A 23,098-nucleotide genomic window follows, 5' to 3' on the forward strand; every position below is an offset into this window, starting at 1 on the left:
CGACGGCGGGCCCTGCGCATGGTGTGGAGGGCCCGCCGCGCTTGGCGGCCACCCTCGGCGCCCAGGGCTTAGACCACCGGGCACCGTTCGAGCCAGCAACATCCTGCTTGGGGTAGATTTCTCGGCAGGATCGGTGCGGAAACGCTAAGTGGGCAAACGTAATGGGGGAAGTTATGTCGACAGGGACGATCCTGCAGATCGCAATACCGACCGGCATGACCGTGTCCATCGCCCTTATTTCCTGGTGGGCTCGTAAACACCCCAACCGGTCGAAGGACCACCCGGAACGAATCCGCCCGCCCAAGGTGGTGCCGGCTGTCGGATGGCTCTTCGTCGCCGTCGGGCTCCTGATGGGCTTGGCCGCCCTGTCCATTGAAGACCCGGAGATTGGAATGGTCATCAGTTCCGTGGCCATATTCCTTGGCGGGTTAATGTTCCTGTGGATCTACCGGAAGGTCTATGTGGCACCGCGCCAGTATGAGCTTGCCTTCCGCAAGATCTTTGGACCGGAACATGTCCTCCCCTACAGCGACATTGTCGACTACCGGATGCAGCGAATGCGAGGACAGCCGTTTCTGTGGGTCAGATTCGCCAATGGCGTCAAATACAGTCTGAACGTCAATGCTTTTAATGTGGCGCCTATGATGCAAGCCATTGATTTCCACCGCGCCACTGGGCGCTGGCCCATGCCGGTGAATGCCGTCAATTTGCCGCTTGCGGATGCGGCGGCTCGCAACGATCCCTGGCCCGGTTAGATTAAACCCCATGACTTTCCCGGGGGCCGTGCTCGATATTGCCAACTTGTCCGTAGGCTACGGCGGCATGCCTGTGTGCGGGCCGATCACCGCACGCGCCGACGCAGGCGAGATCCTCGGCGTCGTTGGCTTCAACGGTGCCGGGAAGTCCACGGCGGCCCGCACCATCGCCGGGAAGCAGCAGATGCTCGACGGCGAGGTCCGGGTCCACGGGCTGCCGGTCAACGAGGACGCGATCCCGTTCCGCCGGCAGGTGGCCGCCCTGTTCGATGAGGACGCGTTCTTCCCTTCCCTCTCCCTGCGCGAGCACCTGCAGCTGGTCGCCCGCGGCCACTCGGTCCCGGATCCGGACGCCGCCGTCGACGCAGAACTGGACTTCTTCACCCTGCAGGAGAGGGCCGACGCCGTTCCCGCTTCCGTCTCCTCCGGCCAGCGCCGCCGGCTGCTGCTGGCTTCGGCCCTGATCCGGCCGTCGTCGCTGCTGATCCTCGATGAACCGGAGCAGCGCCTGGACCCCGCCATGCGCGAACGCGTCGGGGAACGCATCCAGGCCTATGCCGCCGACGGCGGGACGGTTCTGCTGGTCACCCACGATCCGGCGCTGCTGCTGGCCGCCGCGGACCGGTGCCTGCTGATTGACGACGACGTCCGGGAGATCGAGCCCGAGCGCGCCGCCGCGGAAATCGCCGGACGCTGACCCATGACCGCCGAGGCCGTCCAGGCACCTCCTTCCTTCAACCCGGTCCGCTACACCCGGCAGGCCTCGCGGGCGTTTTCCCGCGGCCGGACCCGGCTCCGGGATGCCTTCGTCGACGTCTATACCGCCGTGCTGGCGCTGGGAACGATCGGAGCCTTGGCTGTGGGGCTCGTCCTGGCCCTGCGCGAGCAGGTGGCCCTGGCCTGGAACGTCGGTTCCGGGCGCACCCTGGTAGCGCCGCCGTCGTTCTCCCTGCCCGACGGCGCGGCTGCGGCCCTGCTGGTCTTCGCGGCGCTGGCAGCGATCATGGTGGTCGCCCGGAAACTGGGCCCGGCGGCAGTCAGCGGACCCGAAGGGTACTGGTGGCTGAGCCTGCCGCTGGAGCGGCGGCCGATGGTGGTCGGCAGGCTGGTCCGGCGCCTGCTGCTGGTGTGGGCGGGCACCGCCGTGCTGTATCTGCCGTTCGGGTTTGTGATGGATCTGGAAACCAGTGTGCGGGGGCAGTTCCTGACGGCTGCGACGTTTGGGGTGGGTGCTGTCTGTGCCGTGCTGCTCGCGGGTTTGCAGCAGGCCCGGTCGGCTCCGCAGTCCGCAGCTGAGCGGCGCCGCGGCATGCTTTCCGGCCTGCTGGTGCTGGCGCTGCTGAGCCTGGTCACGGTGCGGGTTGCCGCGGGGTCCTCTGCGTTGGCGGTCGGTTCTCTGAGCGTCACCGTTGTCTTGGGCCTGCTCGTGTTCGCCCGGCTGGATCGGATTCCGGGCCGGGAGCTGATCCGCGGCGGCGCGGTCTCCGGGCACACCGGTGCCGCGGTGTACCTGATGGATCTCAATGAGGTGGGCCGTGCGCTTTCGGCAGAGCCCGACGGCGTTGCCTCCGCCCGTGCTGCGCGCTGGTATGCGCGGGGCGGGCGGACTCCGTTTGGTGCCCTGCTGCGCGCCGATACCACGGCGTTCCTGCGGACCCGCGGCCTCTGGGTCCGTCCGGTGCTGGTGCTGGCGGTGTTCCTGGTCGTGTTGCTGGCCGGCGGTGCCCAGCCTCCGCTGGTGCAGCTGGGGATGATCGCTGTGGCCGTGTTTGCGGCGGTTCCGGCGCTGGGTGCGGTGGCCCGGCGGACGTCGATTATGCCGGGCCTGGACATGCTGCTGCCGCTGTCGGTGTCCGTCGTGCGGCTGAGTCGGATGGCGCTGCCTGCCGCCGCGCTGGCGCTGTGGACTGCGGTGTTGTGTGCGGTGCTGGTGCTGCTCGGCGCGGGCGATCCTTCGCTGATCGCTCTGGGTGCGCTGGCCGGTGTGGGGTTTGGTGCGTCGGCGGTGCGGGGTGCCTACCGGGTCCAGCCCGATTGGACAGCTCCTCCCATCGACACTCCGTTCGGTCCGATGCCTAGCGCACAGGCCGGGTCGATGGTCCGCGGCGTGGACACCACACTGCTGGCGCTGGTTCCGCTGCTGCTCGGGCTGTTTTTGGGTTATGTGCCCGGGGTGCTGCTGCTCGCGCAGGCTGGGTTTTCGGCGGTGTGTGTTCTTGCCGTGATGTACTCGGAATCCAATTAGCTGATATCAGCCTGAAAAAAGATGCATATCATCGAGAGAAACCAGAACAGCGCGCCGTCTGGCGGGCCGCTGGCCTTGCCAAAGCGCTGGGAGATTCAGGTGTCCGGTTTAGCCCGAGAGTGACATCACAGGATCAACAATTCAGCTTTTTCCAAAAGGGAGCGGAACAGGACACGCCTTGATTCGATTGAACCAATCGCGTCGACCAACCCCAAGGACATTGGGCCATCATCCACAAGTCGGGTCACGGATTAGGCAGGTCAAGGGCCCATCGTGCGCGCGCCAGTACTTCGTCATAGGTGATAATTTCTGGGATATTGATGTTGTTTCTACGTCAAAGTGGATCTCCGTGATGCATCCGGGCAGCGTCCTGAGTACAACCTCACGGTGTCGGCGGATTCCTAAGCCACGCAGGTTAGGAGCGGAGGGGAAGTAATCAAAGAGCGCGCACGGAACGTCGTCAATGATTCGACGATCAGGACGGCGGCCATGCAAGTTTGTCTATTGTGAGCACCGCTCCTTCGAATGCATGCGAGAAGAAGGGCCTGCCACAGGTCCGATTGGCATGGTAGTGCTAGTCTCAGCACTCCTAAACAGCGCGAATATGGGGGATCATTATGTTCGACATGTTGCCACTCGACGGGGAGGGCCGGAGCTGCTACCCAAAGGATCATGGCGGTCAATGGGAGATGGCTAAAGTACTGGTTACGGTAAAGGCGGCGCCTCAGCCTTCGGCTGCGTATGGCGACACAGTCTGCGTCGCAGGAATCCGGATGCGTTCTGAGGGTCCAGAATGGGTGCGCCTGTATCCCATCCCCTTCAGGTCCATGGATGAGTACCTGAAGTTTCGCAAGTACGACCTCATAACCGTCCAGATAAAGCCAGCAAATAAGGATCCGCGGAGCGAAAGCTACATACCCGACCGCGCTTCAATCTCTGCGGTTGACCATCTGGATGGGTGGAAGGCCAGACACCCCTATGTGTCTCCCCTATCATCCCAATGGACGATGTGCGGCATACTCAGAGCACAGCGAGAAGGACGCCCCTACCCATCCTTGGCAATAGTCAGGCCACGGACAGTCGCGGACTTAAGAATCACCCGCCACCCTGGCTGGACTCCCGAACAGGCGCAAAAGTTAAAGGTGAACCTTGGCCAGGAAGACCTCTTTGGCGAAGCCCCGAAGGTGCAGTTACTTGAAGCCCCGCGATTTGACGCTAAGTACTCCTACTACTGTGAAGATCCAACATGCAAAGGCCACAATCAGGGCATGCTGGATTGGGAACTAGTCGCGCTCCAAAGACGGTTGAAGGATCGGGACGACGACGAGGCCATGAATGAACTTCACAAGCGCTTCTTCGAGCAAATGTGTTTGTCCAGTCGGGGCCCACTATTCTTCGTCGGCAACCAATTGAAACACCCACTTGCGTTCAGCGTGCTTGGGGTCTACAGATCAAGCTAACGTGGCCTTGGGGCTCCATTGCTAGACTCAAGATTCTCCAACGATTCAAGGATTAATCGGCGGTGGCATCTTTCTTCACGTTCCTCGAAGCACAGAAGCCTCACCGACTTCGTCTCAGCTACCTCAAGAAGGACGCTGAGCGCCGCACGAGCGCGTTCCGACTTGAGCATGCGACGGTACTCAGCATGCGCAATGCTGGCGAGGCTGGTATCTGGCTTCCAGAAACCGTCTCTGTTGTCCTTAGGGTTCCCAAGTCCCGGCAGATGAAGATACTCGATGCCCGCACCAGTCAGCGCGTCGGTCAACGCCCGCTTCGAGAACCCCTTCTTTCTGGAAATCGCATTAAGACGGACGTCAATCACGCATTCGACCCGCGCGTCTGAGAGGACGGCAAGGAAGGACTCAATGGTGTGCCCCTCATAACCGATACCTCTCACCTGTTCAATCGTGCTAGCCATCCTCCGATAATGCCATGGCCTCCGCATAGAGATGGGATCTGGCTCAGCTCCAGACATACTGGTCGGGGGTGCGCATGTTGGCACTCGACGGTAGAGGGCACCTTGCAAAACCCCGGGCACGGTGACCGCCAGTCGTTATCCCACCCCTTGACGTGACCCACCCCACAGGGCACACTGGATCATATACGATTTCGTACTTGATCCAGGAGTGAGATGTCCACGAGCAGCACCGCCACACCGGAGATACTGGCACAGGCCGGCAAGGTCATCGCCGTCCACATCAACTACCCCAGCCGGGCAGCAGAACGCGGACGCACCCCGGAGATGCCCTCCTACTTCCTGAAGCCCAGCTCCTCCCTCGCCCTCACCGGCGGCACGGTGGAGCGCCCGGCCGGCTGCGAGCTGCTCGGCTTCGAAGGCGAGATCGCCCTGATCATCGGCAAGACCGCCCGCCGCGTCTCCGTTGAAGACGCCTGGAGCTACGTTGGCGGCGTCACCGCCAGCAACGACCTCGGCGTGTACGACCTCCGCTGGGCAGACAAAGGCTCCAACCTCCGCTCCAAGGGCGGCGACGGCTTCACCCCCGTGGGCCCGGCCATCCTCGACGCCGCCTCCCTGGACCCCGCAGCCCTGCGCGTCCGCACCTGGGTCAACGGCGAACTCGCCCAGGACGACACCACCGAAGACCTGCTCTTCCCCTTCGCGCAGCTGGTCGCCGACCTCTCCCAGCTGCTCACCCTCGAACCCGGAGATATGATCCTCACCGGCACCCCCGCCGGAGCCTCCGTGGCTGTCCCGGGCGACGTCGTCGAAATTGAAGTGGACTCCCCGTCCACAGGACTGACCACCGGGAAGCTGACCACCACCGTCACGGAAGGCACGACGCCGCTGGCCGCCTTCGGCGCGCAGCCCAAGATCGATGACAAGCAGCGCGAAGAGGCCTGGGGCTCCGCCGAGAAGGCGGGCCTCACCCCGAAGCAGCCCACGCTCACCCCGGAGCTGAAGGCCAAGCTGGAATCCGTTGCCACCGCCACGCTGAGCTCGCAGATGCGCGCCCGCGGCCTGAACAACGTCTCCATCGACGGCCTCACCGGCACCAAGACCGGCCGCAAGGTAGTCGGCACCGCCCGCACCCTGCGCTACGTCCCCAACCGCGAGGACCTCTTCAAGACCCACGGCGGCGGCTACAACGCGCAGAAGCGCGCCATCGACTCCGTCCGCGAAGGCGAAGTGCTGGTCATGGAAGCCCGCGGCGAAAAAGGCACCGGCACCCTCGGCGACATCCTCGCCCTGCGTGCCATGCACAACGGCGCCGCAGCCATCATCACCGACGGCGGCGTCCGCGACTACTCCACCGTCGCCAGCTTCGACCTGCCCGTCTACTGCGCCAACCCGCACCCCGCAGTACTCGGCCGCCGGCACATCCCCTGGGACACGGACATCACCATCGCCTGCGGCGGCTCCACCGTCCAACCCGGCGACATCATCGTGGCCGACGACGACGGCATCCTGGTCATCCCGCCGGCCATCGCCGAGGAACTGGTGGACGCCTGCATCAAGCAGGAACACCAGGAAGAGTTCATCGCCGAAATGGTCAAGGCCGGCCACGGCGTCGACGGCCTCTACCCGATGAACGCGGCGTGGAAGGAAAAGTACGAGGCCTGGGCGGCGGAACAGGCGTGAACACCTCGTCCAAAGACGGGACAGTCAGCAAGGCCGAACAGGCCTACCAGACCGTCCAGTCGAAGATCGCCTCCGGTGAATACGGGCCCGGGTACCGCCTGGTGCTCGGCCGGATCGCCGCTGACCTGGGCTGCTCCGCCGTCCCGGTCCGGGAGGCGATCCGCCGGCTGGAAGCCGAAGGACTGGTCCGGTTCGAGCGGAACGTCGGCGCCACCGTCACCGGCATCGACCCCACCGAGTACCTCTACACCATGCAGACCCTGAGCCTGGTGGAAGGGTACGCGACGGCGCTCTCCGCACCGCTCGTCACTGCTGAGGACCTGGCGAATGCCAAGGCCATCAACGCAGAAATGCGCGACTGCCTGGAGCACTTTGACCCGGTCCGCTTCACCGCCCTGAACCGGGACTTTCACTCCGCCCTGTTCACCAACTGCCCCAATCCGCACATCCTGGACCTGGTCCACCGCGGCTGGAACCGGCTGGGCGCCCTGCGCTCCTCCACCTTCAGCTACGTTCCCGGCCGGGCCCAGGACTCCGTCGCCGAGCACGAGCACCTGCTCGAACTGATCGAGGCAAAGGCCGACGCCGGCACGGTCGAGGCCGCGGCCCGCGCCCACCGGATCGCCACCCTCGACGCGTACCTGAAGCACACCCCCAGCACCACCAGCTAACCCCCAACCCCCTCAATGTCCGCAGCATCAAAGGAGAAGCCCATGGCTGAGCACAACATTCCGGAAAACCTGCCCACGCACCTCCAGCACTTCATCAACGGTGAATTCGTGGATTCCGCCAACGGCGCCACGTTCGACGTGCTGGAACCGGTAACGAACGAAAACTACGCCACTGTCGCTTCAGCGCAGCCGGAAGACGTCGACCGCGCGGTTGCAGCCGCCAAGGACGCCTTCCAGAACGGCCCGTGGCCGACCATGCTGCCGCGGGAACGGTCCCGTGTGCTGCACAAGATCGCCGACATCGTCGAATCGCGTGATGAAGAGCTCGCCCTCCTCGAGAGCTACGACTCCGGCCTGCCCATCACCCAGGCCAAGGGCCAGGCGCGCCGTGCAGCCGAGAACTTCCGCTTCTTCGCGGACCTCATCGTTTCCCAGGAAGACAACGCGTTCAAGGTTCCCGGACGCCAGATCAACTACGTGAACCGCAAGCCGATCGGCGTCGCCGGCCTGATCACCCCCTGGAACGTTCCGTTCATGCAGGAATCCTGGAAGCTCGCGCCGGCCATCGCGACCGGCAACACCGTCGTCATGAAGCCGGCCAGCTACACCCCGCTCTCGGCTGTGCTGTGGCCGGAGATCTTCCGTGAGGCAGGCCTGCCCGACGGCGTCTTCAACCTGATCTTCGGGTCCGGCAGCGTTGCCGGCGACTACCTCGTGAAGCACCCCGATGTGCCGATCATTTCCTTCACCGGCGACAGCTCCACCGGCGCCACCATCTCGACCGCAGCTGCCCCGCAGTTCAAGAGCCTCTCGCTCGAGCTCGGCGGCAAGAGCCCCGCCGTCGTCTTCGCCGACGCCGACATCGAGGCCGCCCTCGATGCCACCGTCTTCGGAGTGTTCAGCCTCAACGGCGAACGCTGCACCGCCGGCAGCCGCGTGCTCGTGCAGCGCGAGATCTACGACGACTTCGTGGCCCGCTTCGCCGAGCGCGCGAAGAACATCCGGGTGGGGCTCCCGAGCGACCCCGCCACCGAGGTTGGCTCACTCGTACACCCGAACCACTTCGACAAGGTCATGAGCTACATCGAGATCGGCAAGGGTGAAGGCCGCCTGCTAGCCGGCGGCGGCCGGGCCGAGGGCTTCCCCACCGGCAACTACGTGGCCCCGACCGTCTTCGCCGATGTGAAGCCCGACGCGCGGATCTTCCAGGAGGAAATCTTCGGCCCCGTCGTCGCGATCACCCCCTTCGACACCGACGAAGAGGCGCTTCAGCTCGCAAACGACACCAAGTATGGGCTCGCCGCCTACGTCTGGACCTCGAACCTGAAGCGCGCACACAACTTCGCACACGCCATCGAGTCGGGCATGGTGTGGCTGAACTCCAACAACGTCCGTGACCTGCGCACCCCGTTCGGCGGCGTCAAGGCCTCAGGCCTCGGACGCGAGGGCGGCTACCGCTCTGTTGATTTCTACACCACCCAGCAGTCGATCCAGATCACCCTCAACGAAGCCCACTCGCCCCGCTTCGGCACCGGCAAATAAGCAACAGCACCCAAAGCCTGACGGCGCAGCGCGCCCACGCCCTGCGCCGTCAGACCTCCACCCCCCCCTTTCAACGAAGAGAGAACCCCATGAACGCCAACCCCATTCCCAAGCCGTCCATCAACCCGCCGGACATCGTCCGCTGCGCCTACATGGAACTGGTGGTCACAGACCTGGCCAAGTCCCGCGAGTTCTACGTGGACGTCCTCGGCCTGCACGTGACCGAAGAGGACGAGAACGCCATCTACCTGCGCTCCCTCGAGGAGTTCATCCACCACAACCTGGTGCTGCGCAAGGGACCGGTCGCCGCCGTCGCATCCTTCGCCTACCGCGTGCGCACCCCGGAAGACGTGGATGTTGCCGAGGCCTACTACAAGGAAATGGGCTGCCGCACCGAACGCCGGGCGAACGGCTTCACCAAGGGCGTGGGCGACTCCGTCCGCGTGGAGGACCCGCTGGGCTTCCCGTACGAGTTCTTCTACCACGTTGACCACGTGGAGCGCCTGACCCAGCGCTACGACCTCTACTCGGCCGGCGAGCTGGTGCGCCTGGACCACTTCAACCAGGTCACCCCGGACGTTCCCCGCGGCCGCGCCTACCTGGAGAACCTGGGCTTCCGCGTCTCCGAGGACATCAAGGATTCCGACGGCGTCACCTACGCCGCGTGGATGCACCGCAAGGACACCGTGCATGACACCGCCCTGACCGGCGGCGACGGTCCCCGCATGCACCACGTTGCGTTCGCCACGCACGAGAAGCACAACATCATCCAGATCTGCGACAAGATGGGCGCCCTGCGCATCTCCGACCGGATCGAGCGCGGCCCCGGACGCCACGGCGTCTCCAACGCGTTCTACCTCTACATCCTGGATCCGGATGACCACCGCATCGAGATCTACACCCAGGACTACTACACCGGCGACCCGGACAACCCCACCATCACCTGGGACGTCCACGACAACCAGCGCCGCGACTGGTGGGGCAACCCCGTGGTTCCGTCCTGGTACACCGAGGCCTCCCTGGTCCTGGACCTGGACGGCAACCCGCAGGAAGTCATTGCCCGCACCGACTCCTCCGAAATGGAAGTGACCATCGGCGCTGACGGCTTCTCCTACACCCGCGGCGACGCGACCGACTTCAAGGTCGGTTCGCAGCTGTAGTTCCGCGCGGACAAACAGCAGGCGTACGACGGCGGGAGGGACGGCTTTGGCTGTCCCTCCCGTTTTCGTTGGGGCCGGGTATCAGGATCCGGGTGTGGCCGCGGTGACCGCTTCGATGACCCGCTGGAAGTTCGGGCTGACCCGGACCACCAGCGTGCCGTCGTCCTTCCGGTGCGTGAGCTGTTCGTAGCCGCTGCCGTTCGACCAGTACACGTGCGGACTCACCGGACCGGGAACGCTGCTGTAAGCCTCGATTCCGAAACCGGCCATCCCCTGCACGGCTCCAACGATTGATGCGTCCTCAATGATGTGCCAGGCAACCTGGTGCCGGTTGGGAACGCAGAGCAGCCAGCCGAGGTCCTCATGCACGCGCTTGCCGGTGACCTGCGTTGCCAGTCCGGGGAGCAGCACTGCCCTGCTGCCCGTGTAGAAGGAGTTGCCGGACAGGCAGCTGAAGGTTGCGCCATGCGCCGGGATGGTTTGAAGCCGCTCAACATCCAGGCCCTGCAGGTTGGCGATTCCCTGGTTCCTCAGGGCCTCCCACCCGCCGAAGTGCTGGGCCTTCTGGTGGTCGAACATGGCGACGGACTCGGGAAGGTCCAGGGCCAGCAGCTCGACGATTCCCGGAGCGAATTCTCGGTGGGGATACCCCTCCAGGCTGGGAAACGCCGATTCGTCATAGAGCCGGGTAAAAGTCTGCTTGGCGGCGTCTTCGGGTGAGAGGGCGGCGAAAGGATCCTGGTCGAACCCTGCCAGCACGTTCTTCAGGTGGCCGGTGATCGCCGGCCTCCAGTCTGCCCGCGGCAACCCGCTGCAGAGCGCGGCGATATTCCAGAACCCGTACTTCCGCCCCTCACTGTCAACCGCATGATCCGGATGCATCTGGACTTCGAAGCCCATCTCGGCGAAGACCTCACGGGTCAGGGCGCGGAAGTCGTTGGCTTCTGAGGCTGAAAACACCGTCAGGTACGGGTCGGGTCCCTCTTCCTGTGCCGGTTCCTTCCCTGATGAGCGCTTCTTTCCGAAAATCCCCATTCGAGCTCCCCTTTGCTGAGACGGACGATTGTCCGATCCTGCCGCACCGCCCCGGATTCGTCCCGGCCGACCCGCCCACCAATGCGGGTTTCCTCCCCGATCCGCTCCGGTTTGTGGCTTTCGCTGGGAAACGCGGTGCACATACCCTCCTCCGGTCGGCCAGCGGTCAGGGCAGCGCCGGGACGCCACCTTGGTCCGCTTCGGGCGTCAGCTATTGGAGTCCTCCAGCGGTGTCCGAACCAGGAGCGGTGAGAGGACCTCCCCCGCGGGGTAGGTGTCGTCAAACAGTGCCGTTGCCTCGGGGTGCAGCCGCGTCTCTGCCAGCAGCGTGCGGACCGTACCGTCCCCTCCGTCGTCGTCCGTTCCGGCAACGGCAGGCAACCAGCTCAAATCCGCGAAAGAGATCCGCTGCCACACCCCGTCCTTCCAGGTTTCGGCGGTCAGGACGGGCTGCCCGGATACTTCATCGACCCGCGGATCGGCCAGACAGACGTCCAGCATCCCGCCGTGCGCCCGGAGCCGGACGCCGCCGCGGAACTGCAGGGCAGCCGGCGGGGCACCCGGATCCGGCGAGAAATAGAAGCTGCCGTCAGGCAACTGGCCGGTCCCGGGGGAAAGTTCGACAGTGCCGTCCGGGCAGCCGGCGACGTACGCCAGGAAACTGTCCTTGAGCCCCCAGACGAGTCCGGTGTTTCGGCGGGTCAAGGTTTCGGTAGCGGTCAACGTTCCTCCGTTCATCGGTGCACCCGGATCCGGACGGACTGGTAGCCGAGTTCGGGCATGCGGGTCGGCTCCGGCGTGCCCAGGAGCTCCAGGCGTTCAGCCCGGTGGACCAGGACCTGCAGGGCGGCACCGATGATGCCGCGGGCCAGATGCTGGCCAACACACTGGTGCCGTCCCCGGCCGAAACCCAGGTGGCCGTCCACGTTCTCCCGGAAGGCGTCGAACCGGTCCGGGTCCGGGAACCGAGCCGGATCCCGGTTCGCCGCAGCGTAGACAAGAGTGACCGGTTCGCCGGGCTGCAGCGTTTCACCCGCCACGACAACCGGCTCGCTGACCGTGCGAGCGAAGCCGCGGTAGGGCGTGTACAGGCGCAGGAACTCCTCCAGCGCCCGCTCCAGCGGCACGTCCCCTGAGCGCATCGCGGCATGCAGCTGCGGATCCAGTGCCAGATGCCGGGCGATCCCGCCGATCAGCAGCGGCGGGGCAACCATCCCCACCACCAGGGACTGCCGCAGCGCGCCGATGATGTGTTCCTCGTCCAGTTCCCGGCCGTCCACCCGCTCGGAAAGCAGGGACGACGCCGGGTCCTGGCGCGGGTCCCGCGGGTTACGGCGGCGGTCTGCCACCAGCCAGCGGGCGACGTCGTACATTTCCTCGCTGTGGCGGGTGACGGCGGCACCGTCCTGCCGCCGCCACGCGTCTACCCACGCCGTTGCGGTCTGCGCCAGCCACGTGATGCGCTCATCCTCGAGGTTGAGCCAGAGCGCCTCCGCGTAGGCGGGAAGCAGCGTACCGAAGGTGCGGGAAATATCGTCGTCGGACCCGTCCGCGAAATCCTCGAAAAGCGCATGTGCCCGCTCCCCGATCCGCTCCGAGAGCGCCGCCACGCGTCCCGGAGAGAGGGTTCGGCTGAGGGCCCGCCGGAACGGCGTGTGCCGAGGGGCATCGAAGTTCAGCGGCGGCCTCCGGATACCTCGGGGATCACTGGGAACCACCGCCTTGACGGAGGAGATGAAGGTTTCCGAATCGGCAGCAGCCGCCTGCACGTCCTCGAACCGGGTCAGCGCCCAGTACCCGCCCAGGTCCCGGGTGTAGGCCGCGGGACGCTCCCGGCGCATCCGGGCATAGGCGGCAAACGCCTCCTGGGGGTCGTCGCTGGGCAGGGAGAAACTGCCGGCCAGGCGGCCGCTGCCGATCGGATCCATCACGCTCCCATGGCGATGAACTCAAGCGGCACGTGGTTCGTCCCCCACTCCGCCCACTTCGCCATGCCGGGGTCGCCGGTGAGGTCGAAGCGGCTGCGGGAGAGGGCCTCTTCCAGGGTGATGCGGAACATCATGCGGGCCAGCGGTGCGCCGGGGCAGGAGTGCGTTCCCCGGCCGAAGCTGATGTGCCGGCTGATGTTCTCCCGGTTCAGGCGGAACGAATCCGGGTCATCGAACACCCGCGGATCCCGGTTGGCGGCGGTGTAGACCAGCGCTATCGGATCATCGGCCAGGATCTGCTGCCCGCCCACCACTGTGTCCCGGCGGGCGGTACGCGCCATGCCGCGGTACGGGTTGTAGAGGCGCAGGAACTCCTCCACCGCCGCCGGAATATCCTCCGGATGCTCCCGCAGGTGCTCCTGGAGTTCCGGATCCCGGCTGAGGTGCACGAACATGTTGCCGATAAAAACGCTCGGCGCCACCATCCCCGTGACGATCAGCTGCCGGACGCAGCCCAGGACCATCGCATCCGGAAGCGGACCGCCGTCGTCCTCTGCCTCCAGCAGCGCCTGCGTGAGATCCTCCTCCGCGGAGAAAGATCCCGCTTTCCGCTCGTCGATGATTGCCTGCGCAATCTCATACAGCCGCTTGCTCAGGCCCTTGACCGTGTCATGGTCCAGCACCTGGATGGCGTCAACGTAGGTGCCGCTGACTGCCTTGATGTCCAGGCTGGTGTCCACCGAGAGGTTAAAGAACTCCGCGAACACGTGGGCGGGCAGCTTCTGGGCGTACGCCCTCGCCACGTCCACGGTCCCCTCGGCGATGAGCGGCTCCAGCAATTCGACGACGCACCGGCGCACCACAGGTTCCAGGGCGCGCATCTTCGGCGGCGTGAAGAAGTGGTTGATCACGCGCCGGTAGCTGGTGTGCTGCGGCGGGTCCAGGTGCAGCGGCGGCCGGACGCCGGTAAAGGCGAACTTCGGAATGGCGTTCTGCTTGTTCGTGGTGAACCTGTCGATGTCGGTGATGACCTCGGTCAGTTCCTCATAGCCGAGCATGGCCCAGAACCCGCCGAAGTCCTGGCTCCGGGCAACCGGGTTTTCGGCGCGCAGCCGCGCGAACCGGCGGTGGGCATCGTCGAAGCCCTCCGGCAGCTGCGCGTCGAAGTCGTGGGCGCTCCGGCGGGCGTCCTTGGTGTGGATCTGCATATCAGTTCATGCCCAGCAGGGTCTTGAGCTCGGCGGCGTCGGACATTTCGATGTCCCGGACCCGGGTGAAGCCGGCCATGCCCTCGGAATCGTACGGAGAGATCTGCGAGACGACTTCGTTGAACCGCTGGTTCCCGTCCTTGCTCATCAGGAACGCGGCCAGAAGTTTGGCGCCGGCCGGGTTCGGGGAGTTGTTGACCAAACCCAGACCAACTTCGGGACCGGTGGTGGGACTCGGGGAAGAGATTTCGACAGGCGCTCCGCTTCCCTGAAGGGACTTCACCACGGCCAGAACGCCGGGGTGGGCGATGGCAGACTCGCCGGCTGCCACGGCTTGGGTGCCCGGAACGGCGCCGCCGGAGAGCACCGGGGTGTTCGCGGCGATGTCTTCCAGGAACCCGTCCCCGTATTCGCTGCGCATCAGTGACCAGAAAGCGATGTTTGCCGGGGAGGAATCCACCTCGGCGATCTGGATCTTGCCCTTGTGCTCGGGCTTCGCATATTCCTCCCAGGAAGTGGGGGCGCTGGCCACCAAGTCGGTGTTGTACGCCATCTCGGTGGGGACCATGGAAATGATGGGGGTGTTCCCGTCATGGGTGTAGAGCTCGGCCGGGAATTCTTCGATTAGGGACCCGGGGATCTCCGCCTCGGAGAACGGAAGGAGCCATTCCTTCTCCAGGGCCTCGTCGTAGAACGGGGAATCGGTCAGCATGATCAGGTCTGCAGGGCTGCTGCCGCTGTCTGCTTCGCTGGAGAACCGCTGGGTGAGGTCGCTCGAGACCAGGCGCAGCGGTTCCACGGTGATGCCGTAGGCGGCCTTGAAGTCCGCTGCGAGCTGGCGCAGCGCGGACTCTTCAACCATGCCGTACAGGGTGACGGTGCCGGCGGCCTTGGCTTCGTCCACGAGGGCCTGGGTTTCTGCATCCAGGTTGGTGGCCTCGGAGACGTCGGTGTCTCCTCCGGCCGAGGAGCAGGCGCTGAGGGCCAGTGATGCGGCGGCGAACAGGGCCAGAACGGGAAGGTGCCTCTTCATTGGGGTTTCCTTTCGGGGGTGGGACGGATTTACCTGCGGCTTCGGGCGACGCCCATGCGCTTGGAGAGCCAGAGCACGGCGACGAGGATTACGGCGGTGACGATCACGAGGGTTGAGGCGAGCGCGGCGAGCAGGGCATAGGACCCGCCGTTGAAGACTTCCAGGATCCGGAACCCGACCACCACGTTGTTGGTGCCGGAGAGGATCGCGGAGGCGGTGAGGTCGCCGATGATGCGGACGAAGAGCAGCGCGAAGCCGCCCACGAGGCCCGGGAGCATCAGCGGCAGGAACACCCGGCGGAAGGTCTTCCACTTGCGGGCGCCGGAGACCTCGGAGGCCTCCCCCAGTTCCTTGCCCACGGTGGCGACGGCGGCGTCCGCCGCGATCGAGGCCTGCGGCAGGTACAGGGCGAGGTAGCCGATCAGCAGGATCAGCCAGGTGCCGCCGAGGCTGAACGGCGGGCGCGCCAGCAGCAGCAGGATGCCCACCGCGATGACCATGTTGGAGATGGAGGCCGGCAGCTTGATCGCGGCGTCCAGTCCGAGCGTCATGCGGCTGCGGTGCTGCGCGATATAGAGAGAGACCATGGCCGCGACCGTGATGCCGATGACGCCGCCCACCAGGCCCAGTGTCATGGAGTTGGCGAACGCTTCCCGGGTCTTGGGGTCATCCACCAGCGCGGTCCGGAACGCGTCCAGGCTGAGGGAATCCCACTGGATGTTCGCCGTCCAGTACCCGTTAAGGGACACGATGAACAGGGCAAACATGGGCAGCACGGTGGAGACGCCAACGTAGAGCAGCACGGCGCCGCGGACCACCGGGCGCCAGATGCCCAGCTTGGTCACGGTGTGGTGCGTGCCCTTGCCGCCGATGCTGCTGAAGCGGGAGTTCCTCAGGATGCGGTACTGCACGTAGTAGGACAGGCCGACGAAGAGGACCACGATTGCTGAAAGCCCGATCGCCAGGTCCTCGTCCGGCGGATAGGTGAAGGTGAGGAGCTTGACGATCCGGACCGGGATCATGTCAATGCCGGCGGGGGTGCCGATGATCTGGGCAATCGAGAACATGCCGAACCCGAACCATGTGCACAGCAGGAATCCGGCGCCGATGGCAGGTGCCAGAGCCGGCAGGGTGACGCGGCGCAGGGTGGTCAGGGCGCTGGCTCCGCTGATCCGCGACGCCTCCTCGAGGCTCGAGTCGAGGCTCTGCATGGCGGCGGAGACGTTCATGTAGACGTACGGCACGGCGTAGAAGGTGTAGACGAGGATCAGCCCGTACCAGGAGTTGATGTCGAAGGGCCCTGATTCGAGCTGGATCCCTATCAGCCCCAGCAGGTCCCGCAGCCAGGAGTTAAGCAGTCCGGCCTGCGGGGAGAGCAGCATGGTCCATCCCACCGCTCCCGCGATCGGGGGCAGGAGGAAGGGCAGGTACGGAAACACCTCGTTGAGGATGCCGAACTTGGCGTCCGTGCGGGTATTGGCCCAGGCCAGGAGGAACCCGATAACGACGGCCAGCAGTGAGCTGGCCATGACAACCACAACCGTGTCGATGATCAGCTTGCCCAGGTCCTCGATGGCGAGGGTGCGCTGGATGGCTTCGAGGGTGAAGCGGCCGTCCTTGTAGAACATGTTGATAACCACCCGCACCAGCGGTAAGCAGACGAGCACCACCAGGACACCGGCCAGAACCAGGGAGACCGTGTCGAAGCTGTTCATCGCGCGCAGCCGGGCGGCCAAGGTACGGCGGGTCCGCGGCAGGGCCGGGCTGGGCTCCGCCGCTGGGGACCGGTCGTCTTTGACCGTGGTTTCGATGCTCATCAGGCCCGCTCTTCCTGTGGCTCCTGCTGCTCCGAGCCTTCACGGGGGAAGACCATCACGTCCTGTTCCCGCAGCCCAACCCAGACCTCGTCTCCGTCCCGGAAGTCGGTGGAACGGCCGCTGACCCAGATACGCAGTCGGGTCTCACCGGCCTGGACAAGGAATTCGGTGTGGGTGCCCATAAACAGCACTGCCACGACGCGGCCCGGCAGTGCAGCGGCCATATCCGGCCGCTCGGCGAAGAGCTTCCCGTGTTCGGGCCGGAACAGCAGGGATACCCGTTCCCCGGCCGCGGCGGACGTACGGACCAGCCCGAGGGAGGTGCTGTAGCCGCCTTCAGTCCGCGTTCCTTCCAGCTCATTGGTGTTGCCGATGAACTTCGCCACGTACTCGGTGGCAGGCCGGGCATACACCTCATCCGGCGTGCCGAACTGCTGTACCTGCCCCTTGTCCAGGACGGCGATTCGCGTGGCCAGTTCCATGGCTTCGGCCTGGTCATGGGTCACGAACAGGGCGGTGAACCCGAACCTGCGCTGCATGGACAGCAGTTCCACGCGCAATGTCTCGCGTACCTTGGCGTCCACGTTGGACAGGGGTTCGTCAAAGAGGACGACGTCGGAATTGTTGACCAGCGCACGGGCCAGGGCGACGCGCTGCTGCTGGCCACCGCTGAGCTGGCTGGGGTACTGGCCGCCGAGGTCCCCGATCCCGACGGCGGTGAGTGCCTCCGCCACGCGCTGGTTCATGGTGGAGCGGTCGCGCCGCGCTCCGCGCTGGTTCTCCAGCGGGTAGCGGACATTCCGCGCGGCGGTCATATGCGGCCAGAGCGCGTAGGACTGGAACACCATGCTCAGCTCGCGCCGGTCCGCACCCACGTTGGTGCCGGTGGCGCCGTCGAACACTGTTGTCCCGCCCACGGTGATCCGCCCGGAATCAGGGGTCTCCAGGCCGGCAACCGACCGCAGCAGCGTGGTCTTTCCACATCCGCTGGGCCCGAGCAGGACCACGAACTCACCCTTTTCGATGCTCAGGTCAGCGCCGTCGATGGCCGGCACCGTCGAACCGTCCTGTCGGCGAAAGTGCTTGGTCAGGCCGCGGATTTCAACGGCCCTCTGCACCTCGGACTGCTCCGCGGCGGCAGACTGGCGGGCTGGACTCGAAGGCGCTGATGTAATCTTCATCACATGCGCAATGTATGGCACATTTCGTGCGTTCGTCAACGGTTCGCGATAAGTGATGCGAACATGGCACTATGAGCGCTGTGTGGAGCAATCTGGAAGACCTGCGATCCGTCGTGGCTGAAGGCCCCCGTGGACGCCGGGTACTGGTCACGCTCATGGCTGAGTACTGGCTGGAAGAGGGAGCCATGGTTCCTTCGGGTGCCCTCGTGGACCTGATGGCAGGCATGGATGTCAGCCCGTCGGGCACGCGGACACTGCTCAGCCGGCTCTCGCGGGAAGGCCGCCTAACCACCGTCAAGGATGGACGGCGGACTTTCTATGCCCTGTCGGACAAGGCTCGGCGCCGGCTCACTGAAGGGTTCACCGTGATCCGGGTCTTCGGCACCGACCACGGTCCTGCCGATCCCGACTGGACCACCCTGCTCTTCTCCATCCCGGAGGACCAGCGGGCCGTACGGCAGCAGCTGCGCAAGGGCCTGTCATGGATGTGGTTCGCTCCGCTGTACGACGGCGCGTGGATCACTCCCCGGGACCACGGACAGCAGGCGATAGCCCTCTGCCAAAAGCTCGGAGTGGTATCGGCGTCCCTGATTCGCGGCCGCGTCTCTTCTGCGGGGACCGGCTTCGGCAACCCGGTTGATGCCTGGGACCTGGACCTGGCCCGTGAGTTGTACACGTCCTTCACCTCGATTCTCCAGGATCCGCTGGACCGGATGCGCAAGGGCCAGCTTTCCCCGGCTGAGTCGATGCGGGCCCGGACAGAAGTAGTCAACGTCTTCCGCGGCTTCCCGCGCTTTGATCCGGACCTGCCCCTGGGATTACTGGCGGACGACTGGCCGCGGCGTGCCGCCCGCGAGGCGTTTGCAGAGTTGTACGACGGCGTGACCGAGGACGCGATCGATTACGTCCGGTCCGTCGTCGAGCAGCATTCCCCCGCCCACGTGCAGGACGTTTCGATTCGCCGGCTGTAGCCGAACGGGCCTCACTCCGCTTGGCGGACCGCCCAGTTCTCCCAGTCATCGTGGCTCGTGTTACCAAAGTGACCCCACCAGCGAACTTCTGTAACGGCGACTGGGAAACTGCATGCTTCCTCGGCCTCGTTCCACACCCACGCAAGGCGAAATCCGACGGGTCAACCGTATGCTTCCGGCCATGACAGTATCGATTTCCCACACGACCTTCGACAGCCTCGACGCCTATGCCCAGTCGAAATTCTGGGCCCACGTGCTCGACTTCCACGATGACCCCGCTGATCCCAACCAGCCCGGTGACGACGAATGCATGATCTCCTCCCCCGACGGCACCCAGCGGCTGCTCTTCATCACCGTTCCGGACAGCAAACAGGTCAAGAACCGCGTGCATCTGGACCTTGAGCCGTCGGAGGTAGGCGGCCGGGACCTGGAACTCGAACGCCTGCTGGCCATTGGCGCCACACAGGTGGATGACCAGCGGCGTCCGGACGGAACGGGCTGGGTGGTCCTGGCCGACCCGGAAGGCAACGAGTTCTGCATCCTGCGCAGCGAAACGGAGCGGACAGCCTGATACCAGCCAGGCTAGAACTGGATCCCGCGGGACAGACCGCCGTCCACCAGCACATTCGCACCGGTCATCCGCGAGGCACGCGGGCTGGAGACGAAGACGACGACGTCGGCCACCTCCTGCGGCGTGCCCATCCGGCCTGTGGGGTTCAGGGCCAGGGACTCGGTGAACATCTCCGGAGCCCCCGTTTCGAGCCCCTGCCAGACGCCGCCGTCGAAATAGGTGTTGCCGGGCGAGACGGTATTGGCCCGGATCCCGGTGCCGGCCAGCTGGAACGCGAGCCCGGCCATGTAGCCGATCAGTGCCGACTTCGCTGTGCCGTAGGGTCCGGAGGCGAAGTCCACCTCACGGCCGGAGACACTGGAAATAGCCACAAGCGACGGCGATTCGCTGCGCTCCACGTGCGGGATTGCCGCCTGCATCAGAGCCACGGTGCCCATCACATCCACCCGCAGGCTGGCCTCCCAGGATTCCGGAGAATCCGGGATCGCCAGCGCGCTGACGTTGCTGACCACCGCGTCCAGCCCTCCGAAACGGCCGGCAACGGCGTCGACCCAGGCGGCCACGGCGCCGCCGTCGCCCACATCCAGAACGGTGCCTTCAACCGTGGCCCCGGTGCCCGCGAGCGCCGTTTCGGTGGCAGCGACTTCGGCGGCGTCCCGGGCGCAGAAGGCAACGTTCGCCCCTTCCGCTGCGAACGCCTCCACGATCGCCCGCCCGATCCCCCGGGTTCCGCCGGTGACCAGCGCCGTCTTGCCGCTCAACTGCAGATCCATGACTGCTCCTAGTGTTTAGAGAAGTTCTGCGCTGCGCCGGCGCAGGTCGGCGTGCAGGCCGTCGTAGGCGGCGGCCTTCGGGAACAGGGATTTCCGGGCCTTGACCACCACGGAGTAGTTCGCGTCCACGGCGTTGGCGATCGGCGCCTGCGCGGTCTGGGTGAGCAGCTGGTAGGCGTCCATCTGGTGCAGGCCGAAGAGCTCGCCGAACCAGCGCACCATCTCCACCTGCCCGATCCGCCAGGAATCCTCCATCGGGCGGGAAGACCCCACGGCCATCCACTCACCGTCGCTCTCCAGCCGCGGCCAGGCCGGGGCGCCGCCCTTGATCAGCTCCACCAGGATGGTGGAGTGCATGGCACCTTCGACGGCGGTGCCGCAGGCTTCGCCTTCGCCCTGCCGGTAGTGGCCGTCTCCTATAGAGAACAGCGCTCCGGACTGGTTCACGCCGAGGTACACCGTGGTGCCGGCCTTGACCTCCGGGGCGTCCATGTTCCCGCCGAACCGTTCGGGCACCAGCGAGGAGCGGACCTCGCCGCCGGGAGGGGCCACCCCAACGGTACCGAGCATGGGTTCCAGCGGCAGCGCGACCTCAAAGTCCCCGAACCTCGCCTGAAAACCAACGGTGGAACGGGTGGAGTCGACGTGGTAAATCCAGGTGGTGTCCGGGAGCGGGTCCTGCAGGAACGCGGTGCGGTCGGTGCTGGTGAGCCCGCCGAAGAACGGAATCGTGGCGGAGGCGCCGTAGCTGCGGGCCGGGGTCAGTTCGACGATGTGCAGCGCGAGGGTGTCCCCGGGTTCGGCGCCCTCCACATAGAACGGTCCGGTCTGCGGGTTCACGAAGTTGAGGTCGACCTTCTCGCTGGACAGGTCCTCCACAGAGGTCAGGGCGTTGTTGAACGCATCTTCCGACCAGAGCTTCAGGGCCGTGCCCGGCTTGATCCGCATCACCGGCTCCGCGCCGCCGAAGGTGTAAACCAGCTGGTCCGGGCGGGGGCGGTATTCGACGATCTCCATGCGCCGGGAGCCTAGCCGAGGTTTTAGCTTCTGGATACAGCGGGGCAGAACACGGCAGCCGCGCATCCGACGGCAGTAAAAGTTGTGCTGGCTGTGACTTCTGGGGCCAGAGTTGATGATTCGCACCTCCAGCGCTCTTTTCGCACCAAAAGCATTGACATGCTTAGGCACCCTCCGCAAATGTGGGCACCACCTCGTGCGCGGTAAGAGGTGAACGTGAGGCCAGAACGGGATGCCAAGTCGCCGGGAAAGCTCCCGGCCAAGCCAGCTGTCATCGTCGACAGCGCGGAAGGACAGCACGTGAGCAGAGGACGCAACAGCACCGCACGGACCCGTCGGATTGGTGCCGGGCTGGCAGCAGCCGCCATGGTGCTGGCCGGATGCGGCGGGGGCGGCGACGTCGGAACCGCCGAAACCGAGTCCGTAAACCCGGGCATGGCCGACGGGGCCAGCGGAGAAGTAAAGCTCTGCGGTCACAAGGACGCCAGCGGCATCAACCGCGGAACCGTAGCGGAGTTCACCAAGCAGAATCCTGACATCCAGGCCGAATACGTGGAGATTGGCGCCAACTCGGACCAGTCACGCACCCAGATGGTGCAGCGCCTGGAAGGAGAGTCCACGGAGTGCGACCTCTTCCTCATGGACGTCACCTGGGTCAGCGAGTTCGCCAGCCAGGGCTGGGTCATGGACCAGACGGAACTGGTGAGCGGCTACGAGGAAGGCACCATCCCCTCCACCCTGGAAACCGCCCTGTTCGAGGACAAGTACTGGGCCGCTCCCTTCTATACCAACGCCAGCCTCATCTACTACATGCCGGAGAAGGTCAGTGCCCCGGAATCCTGGCAGCAGCTCTACGAGGAGGCAGTCGCCGCTCCCGAAAACGCGTACGTCTACCAGGCCCAGCAATATGAGGGCCTTACCGTGAACTTCCTGGAACTGCTCTACAGCGCCGGCGGCGAAGTCCTGGACGAGGACGGCAACGTCACCGTCGATTCGCCGGAAACCCGGGAAGTGCTGGAGTTCATGGCACAGGGCCTCGAAGACGGAGCAGCCCCGCGGTCCGTCCTTACCTATGACGAGGACGCCACCCGCCTGGCGTTTGAAAGCGGAGACTACGGCTACCAGCGCAACTGGCCGCACGTGTACCGGCTGCTGAATGAAAGCGCCCTCGCCGGGACCTTCGAGGTCGCGCCGCTGCCCGCCTTCGGCGAGGACGGGACCCCCAGCGGCGTCCTCGGCGGCTGGAACCTGGCGATCAACGCCTTCTCGGACAATCCGGAAGCCGCCGTCGCCCTCATCAATTTCGCCACCACCCCCGACTGGCAGAAGCGGGTCGCCGCGGACTATTCGCAGGCCCCGGTCAATGAAGCGGCCTACGACGATCCCGCGGTGCAGGAAAAGATGCCGTTCGCACAGCAGCTGCGCGATTCGGTGGAGGGTGCCAAGCCCCGGCCCAAGTCGCCCGTGTACCCGCAGATCTCCCAGGCCATATATGAAAACGCCTATTCGGTGATCTCCGGCGACGCGGGCGCCGACGAGGCCGTGACGCGGATGGCTGAGCAGATCAAGGCCGCCCAGGAGACCTTCTAG

At 65.5% G+C, this 23,098-nt stretch carries 21 protein-coding genes; 11 read left to right on the forward strand and 10 right to left on the reverse strand.

The window, feature by feature from the left end:
- The first annotated feature begins 173 nt into the window (after positions 1-173).
- The 4 genes from NF551_RS15395 (at position 174) to NF551_RS15410 (ending at position 4,460) form a co-directional block, all read left to right on the forward strand.
- Positions 174-755, forward strand: a complete 582-nt coding sequence (locus NF551_RS15395; RefSeq protein WP_227895954.1) for a hypothetical protein — start codon at positions 174-176, stop codon at positions 753-755.
- Positions 756-765: 10 nt separating this feature from the next.
- A complete protein-coding gene (locus NF551_RS15400; RefSeq protein ID WP_227895955.1) occupies positions 766-1,452 on the forward strand; it encodes an ABC transporter ATP-binding protein in 687 nt (228 codons plus the stop codon).
- A 3-nt stretch (positions 1,453-1,455) separates the two neighbouring features.
- Positions 1,456-3,000, forward strand: coding sequence for a DUF6297 family protein (locus NF551_RS15405; protein ID WP_227895956.1), 1,545 nt, complete (start codon positions 1,456-1,458; stop codon positions 2,998-3,000).
- Between the two features lie 689 nt (positions 3,001-3,689).
- A complete protein-coding gene (locus tag NF551_RS15410; RefSeq protein ID WP_489886057.1) occupies positions 3,690-4,460 on the forward strand; it encodes a DUF8757 domain-containing protein in 771 nt (256 codons plus the stop codon).
- Here the strand turns inward: NF551_RS15410 and NF551_RS15415 are convergent.
- Positions 4,457-4,918, reverse strand: coding sequence for a DUF488 domain-containing protein (locus NF551_RS15415; protein ID WP_227895958.1), 462 nt, complete (start codon positions 4,916-4,918; stop codon positions 4,457-4,459). The two genes, NF551_RS15410 and NF551_RS15415, sit on opposite strands and share 4 nt — an antisense overlap.
- Positions 4,919-5,131: 213 nt before the next feature.
- On the opposite strand from NF551_RS15415, the gene NF551_RS15420 reads away from it, so the two are divergent.
- The 4 genes from NF551_RS15420 (at position 5,132) to hpaD (ending at position 9,974) form a co-directional block, all read left to right on the forward strand.
- The gene (locus tag NF551_RS15420) at positions 5,132-6,601 is read left to right on the forward strand and encodes a fumarylacetoacetate hydrolase family protein (RefSeq protein ID WP_227895959.1); all 1,470 of its coding nucleotides are present in this window, start codon (positions 5,132-5,134) and stop codon (positions 6,599-6,601) included.
- Entirely contained in the window at positions 6,598-7,272 is a 675-nt protein-coding gene (locus NF551_RS15425; protein WP_227895960.1) for a GntR family transcriptional regulator, read from the forward strand. The genes NF551_RS15420 and NF551_RS15425 overlap by 4 nt, the downstream gene beginning before the upstream one ends.
- 42 nt (positions 7,273-7,314) lie before the next feature.
- Entirely contained in the window at positions 7,315-8,814 is a 1,500-nt protein-coding gene (gene hpaE / locus NF551_RS15430) for a 5-carboxymethyl-2-hydroxymuconate semialdehyde dehydrogenase (protein WP_227895961.1), read from the forward strand.
- Positions 8,815-8,903: 89 nt separating this feature from the next.
- A complete protein-coding gene (gene hpaD / locus NF551_RS15435; RefSeq protein WP_227895962.1) occupies positions 8,904-9,974 on the forward strand; it encodes a 3,4-dihydroxyphenylacetate 2,3-dioxygenase in 1,071 nt (356 codons plus the stop codon).
- Between the two features lie 81 nt (positions 9,975-10,055).
- Here the strand turns inward: hpaD and NF551_RS15440 are convergent, their stop codons facing one another.
- The 7 genes from NF551_RS15440 to NF551_RS15470 form a co-directional block, all read right to left on the reverse strand.
- Entirely contained in the window at positions 10,056-11,009 is a 954-nt protein-coding gene (locus NF551_RS15440) for a hypothetical protein (protein WP_227895963.1), read from the reverse strand.
- A gap of 207 nt (positions 11,010-11,216) precedes the next feature.
- Positions 11,217-11,732 (reverse strand): HtaA domain-containing protein, encoded by a 516-nt coding sequence (locus NF551_RS15445; RefSeq protein WP_227895964.1) that lies wholly within the window; start codon positions 11,730-11,732, stop codon positions 11,217-11,219.
- An 11-nt stretch (positions 11,733-11,743) separates the two neighbouring features.
- Positions 11,744-12,937, reverse strand: a complete 1,194-nt coding sequence (locus NF551_RS15450) for a cytochrome P450 (RefSeq protein ID WP_227896072.1) — start codon at positions 12,935-12,937, stop codon at positions 11,744-11,746.
- A complete protein-coding gene (locus NF551_RS15455; RefSeq protein ID WP_227895965.1) occupies positions 12,937-14,145 on the reverse strand; it encodes a cytochrome P450 in 1,209 nt (402 codons plus the stop codon). Before NF551_RS15455 ends, NF551_RS15450 begins: the two co-directional genes overlap by 1 nt.
- Before the next feature lies 1 nt (position 14,146).
- The gene (locus tag NF551_RS15460; RefSeq protein ID WP_227895966.1) at positions 14,147-15,178 is read right to left on the reverse strand and encodes an ABC transporter substrate-binding protein; all 1,032 of its coding nucleotides are present in this window, start codon (positions 15,176-15,178) and stop codon (positions 14,147-14,149) included.
- Positions 15,179-15,207: 29 nt separating this feature from the next.
- A complete protein-coding gene (locus tag NF551_RS15465; RefSeq protein WP_227895967.1) occupies positions 15,208-16,995 on the reverse strand; it encodes an ABC transporter permease in 1,788 nt (595 codons plus the stop codon).
- Positions 16,995-18,176: an ABC transporter ATP-binding protein gene (locus tag NF551_RS15470; protein ID WP_227895968.1), complete on the reverse strand. Its 1,182-nt coding sequence runs from the start codon at positions 18,174-18,176 to the stop codon at positions 16,995-16,997. Before NF551_RS15470 ends, NF551_RS15465 begins: the two co-directional genes overlap by 1 nt.
- A gap of 71 nt (positions 18,177-18,247) precedes the next feature.
- Here NF551_RS15470 and NF551_RS15475 point away from each other — a divergent pair, with 71 nt between their 5' ends.
- A complete protein-coding gene (locus NF551_RS15475; RefSeq protein WP_227895969.1) occupies positions 18,248-19,147 on the forward strand; it encodes a PaaX family transcriptional regulator in 900 nt (299 codons plus the stop codon).
- Between the two features lie 181 nt (positions 19,148-19,328).
- Positions 19,329-19,718 carry a VOC family protein gene (locus tag NF551_RS15480; protein WP_227895970.1) on the forward strand — a complete coding sequence of 130 codons (390 nt, stop codon included), beginning with the start codon at positions 19,329-19,331 and terminating at the stop codon, positions 19,716-19,718.
- A gap of 11 nt (positions 19,719-19,729) precedes the next feature.
- On the opposite strand, the gene NF551_RS15485 is transcribed toward NF551_RS15480, so the two are convergent.
- Positions 19,730-20,491 (reverse strand): SDR family NAD(P)-dependent oxidoreductase, encoded by a 762-nt coding sequence (locus NF551_RS15485; protein ID WP_227895971.1) that lies wholly within the window; start codon positions 20,489-20,491, stop codon positions 19,730-19,732.
- 15 nt (positions 20,492-20,506) lie between these two features.
- Positions 20,507-21,508 (reverse strand): acetamidase/formamidase family protein, encoded by a 1,002-nt coding sequence (locus NF551_RS15490; RefSeq protein ID WP_227895972.1) that lies wholly within the window; start codon positions 21,506-21,508, stop codon positions 20,507-20,509.
- A 300-nt stretch (positions 21,509-21,808) separates the two neighbouring features.
- Between NF551_RS15490 and NF551_RS15495 the strand changes: the two genes are divergently transcribed.
- A complete protein-coding gene (locus tag NF551_RS15495; protein ID WP_227895973.1) occupies positions 21,809-23,098 on the forward strand; it encodes an ABC transporter substrate-binding protein in 1,290 nt (429 codons plus the stop codon).

It is taken from the genome of Arthrobacter caoxuetaonis (genome assembly GCF_023921125.1).
GTDB lineage: Bacteria > Actinomycetota > Actinomycetes > Actinomycetales > Micrococcaceae > Arthrobacter_B > Arthrobacter_B caoxuetaonis.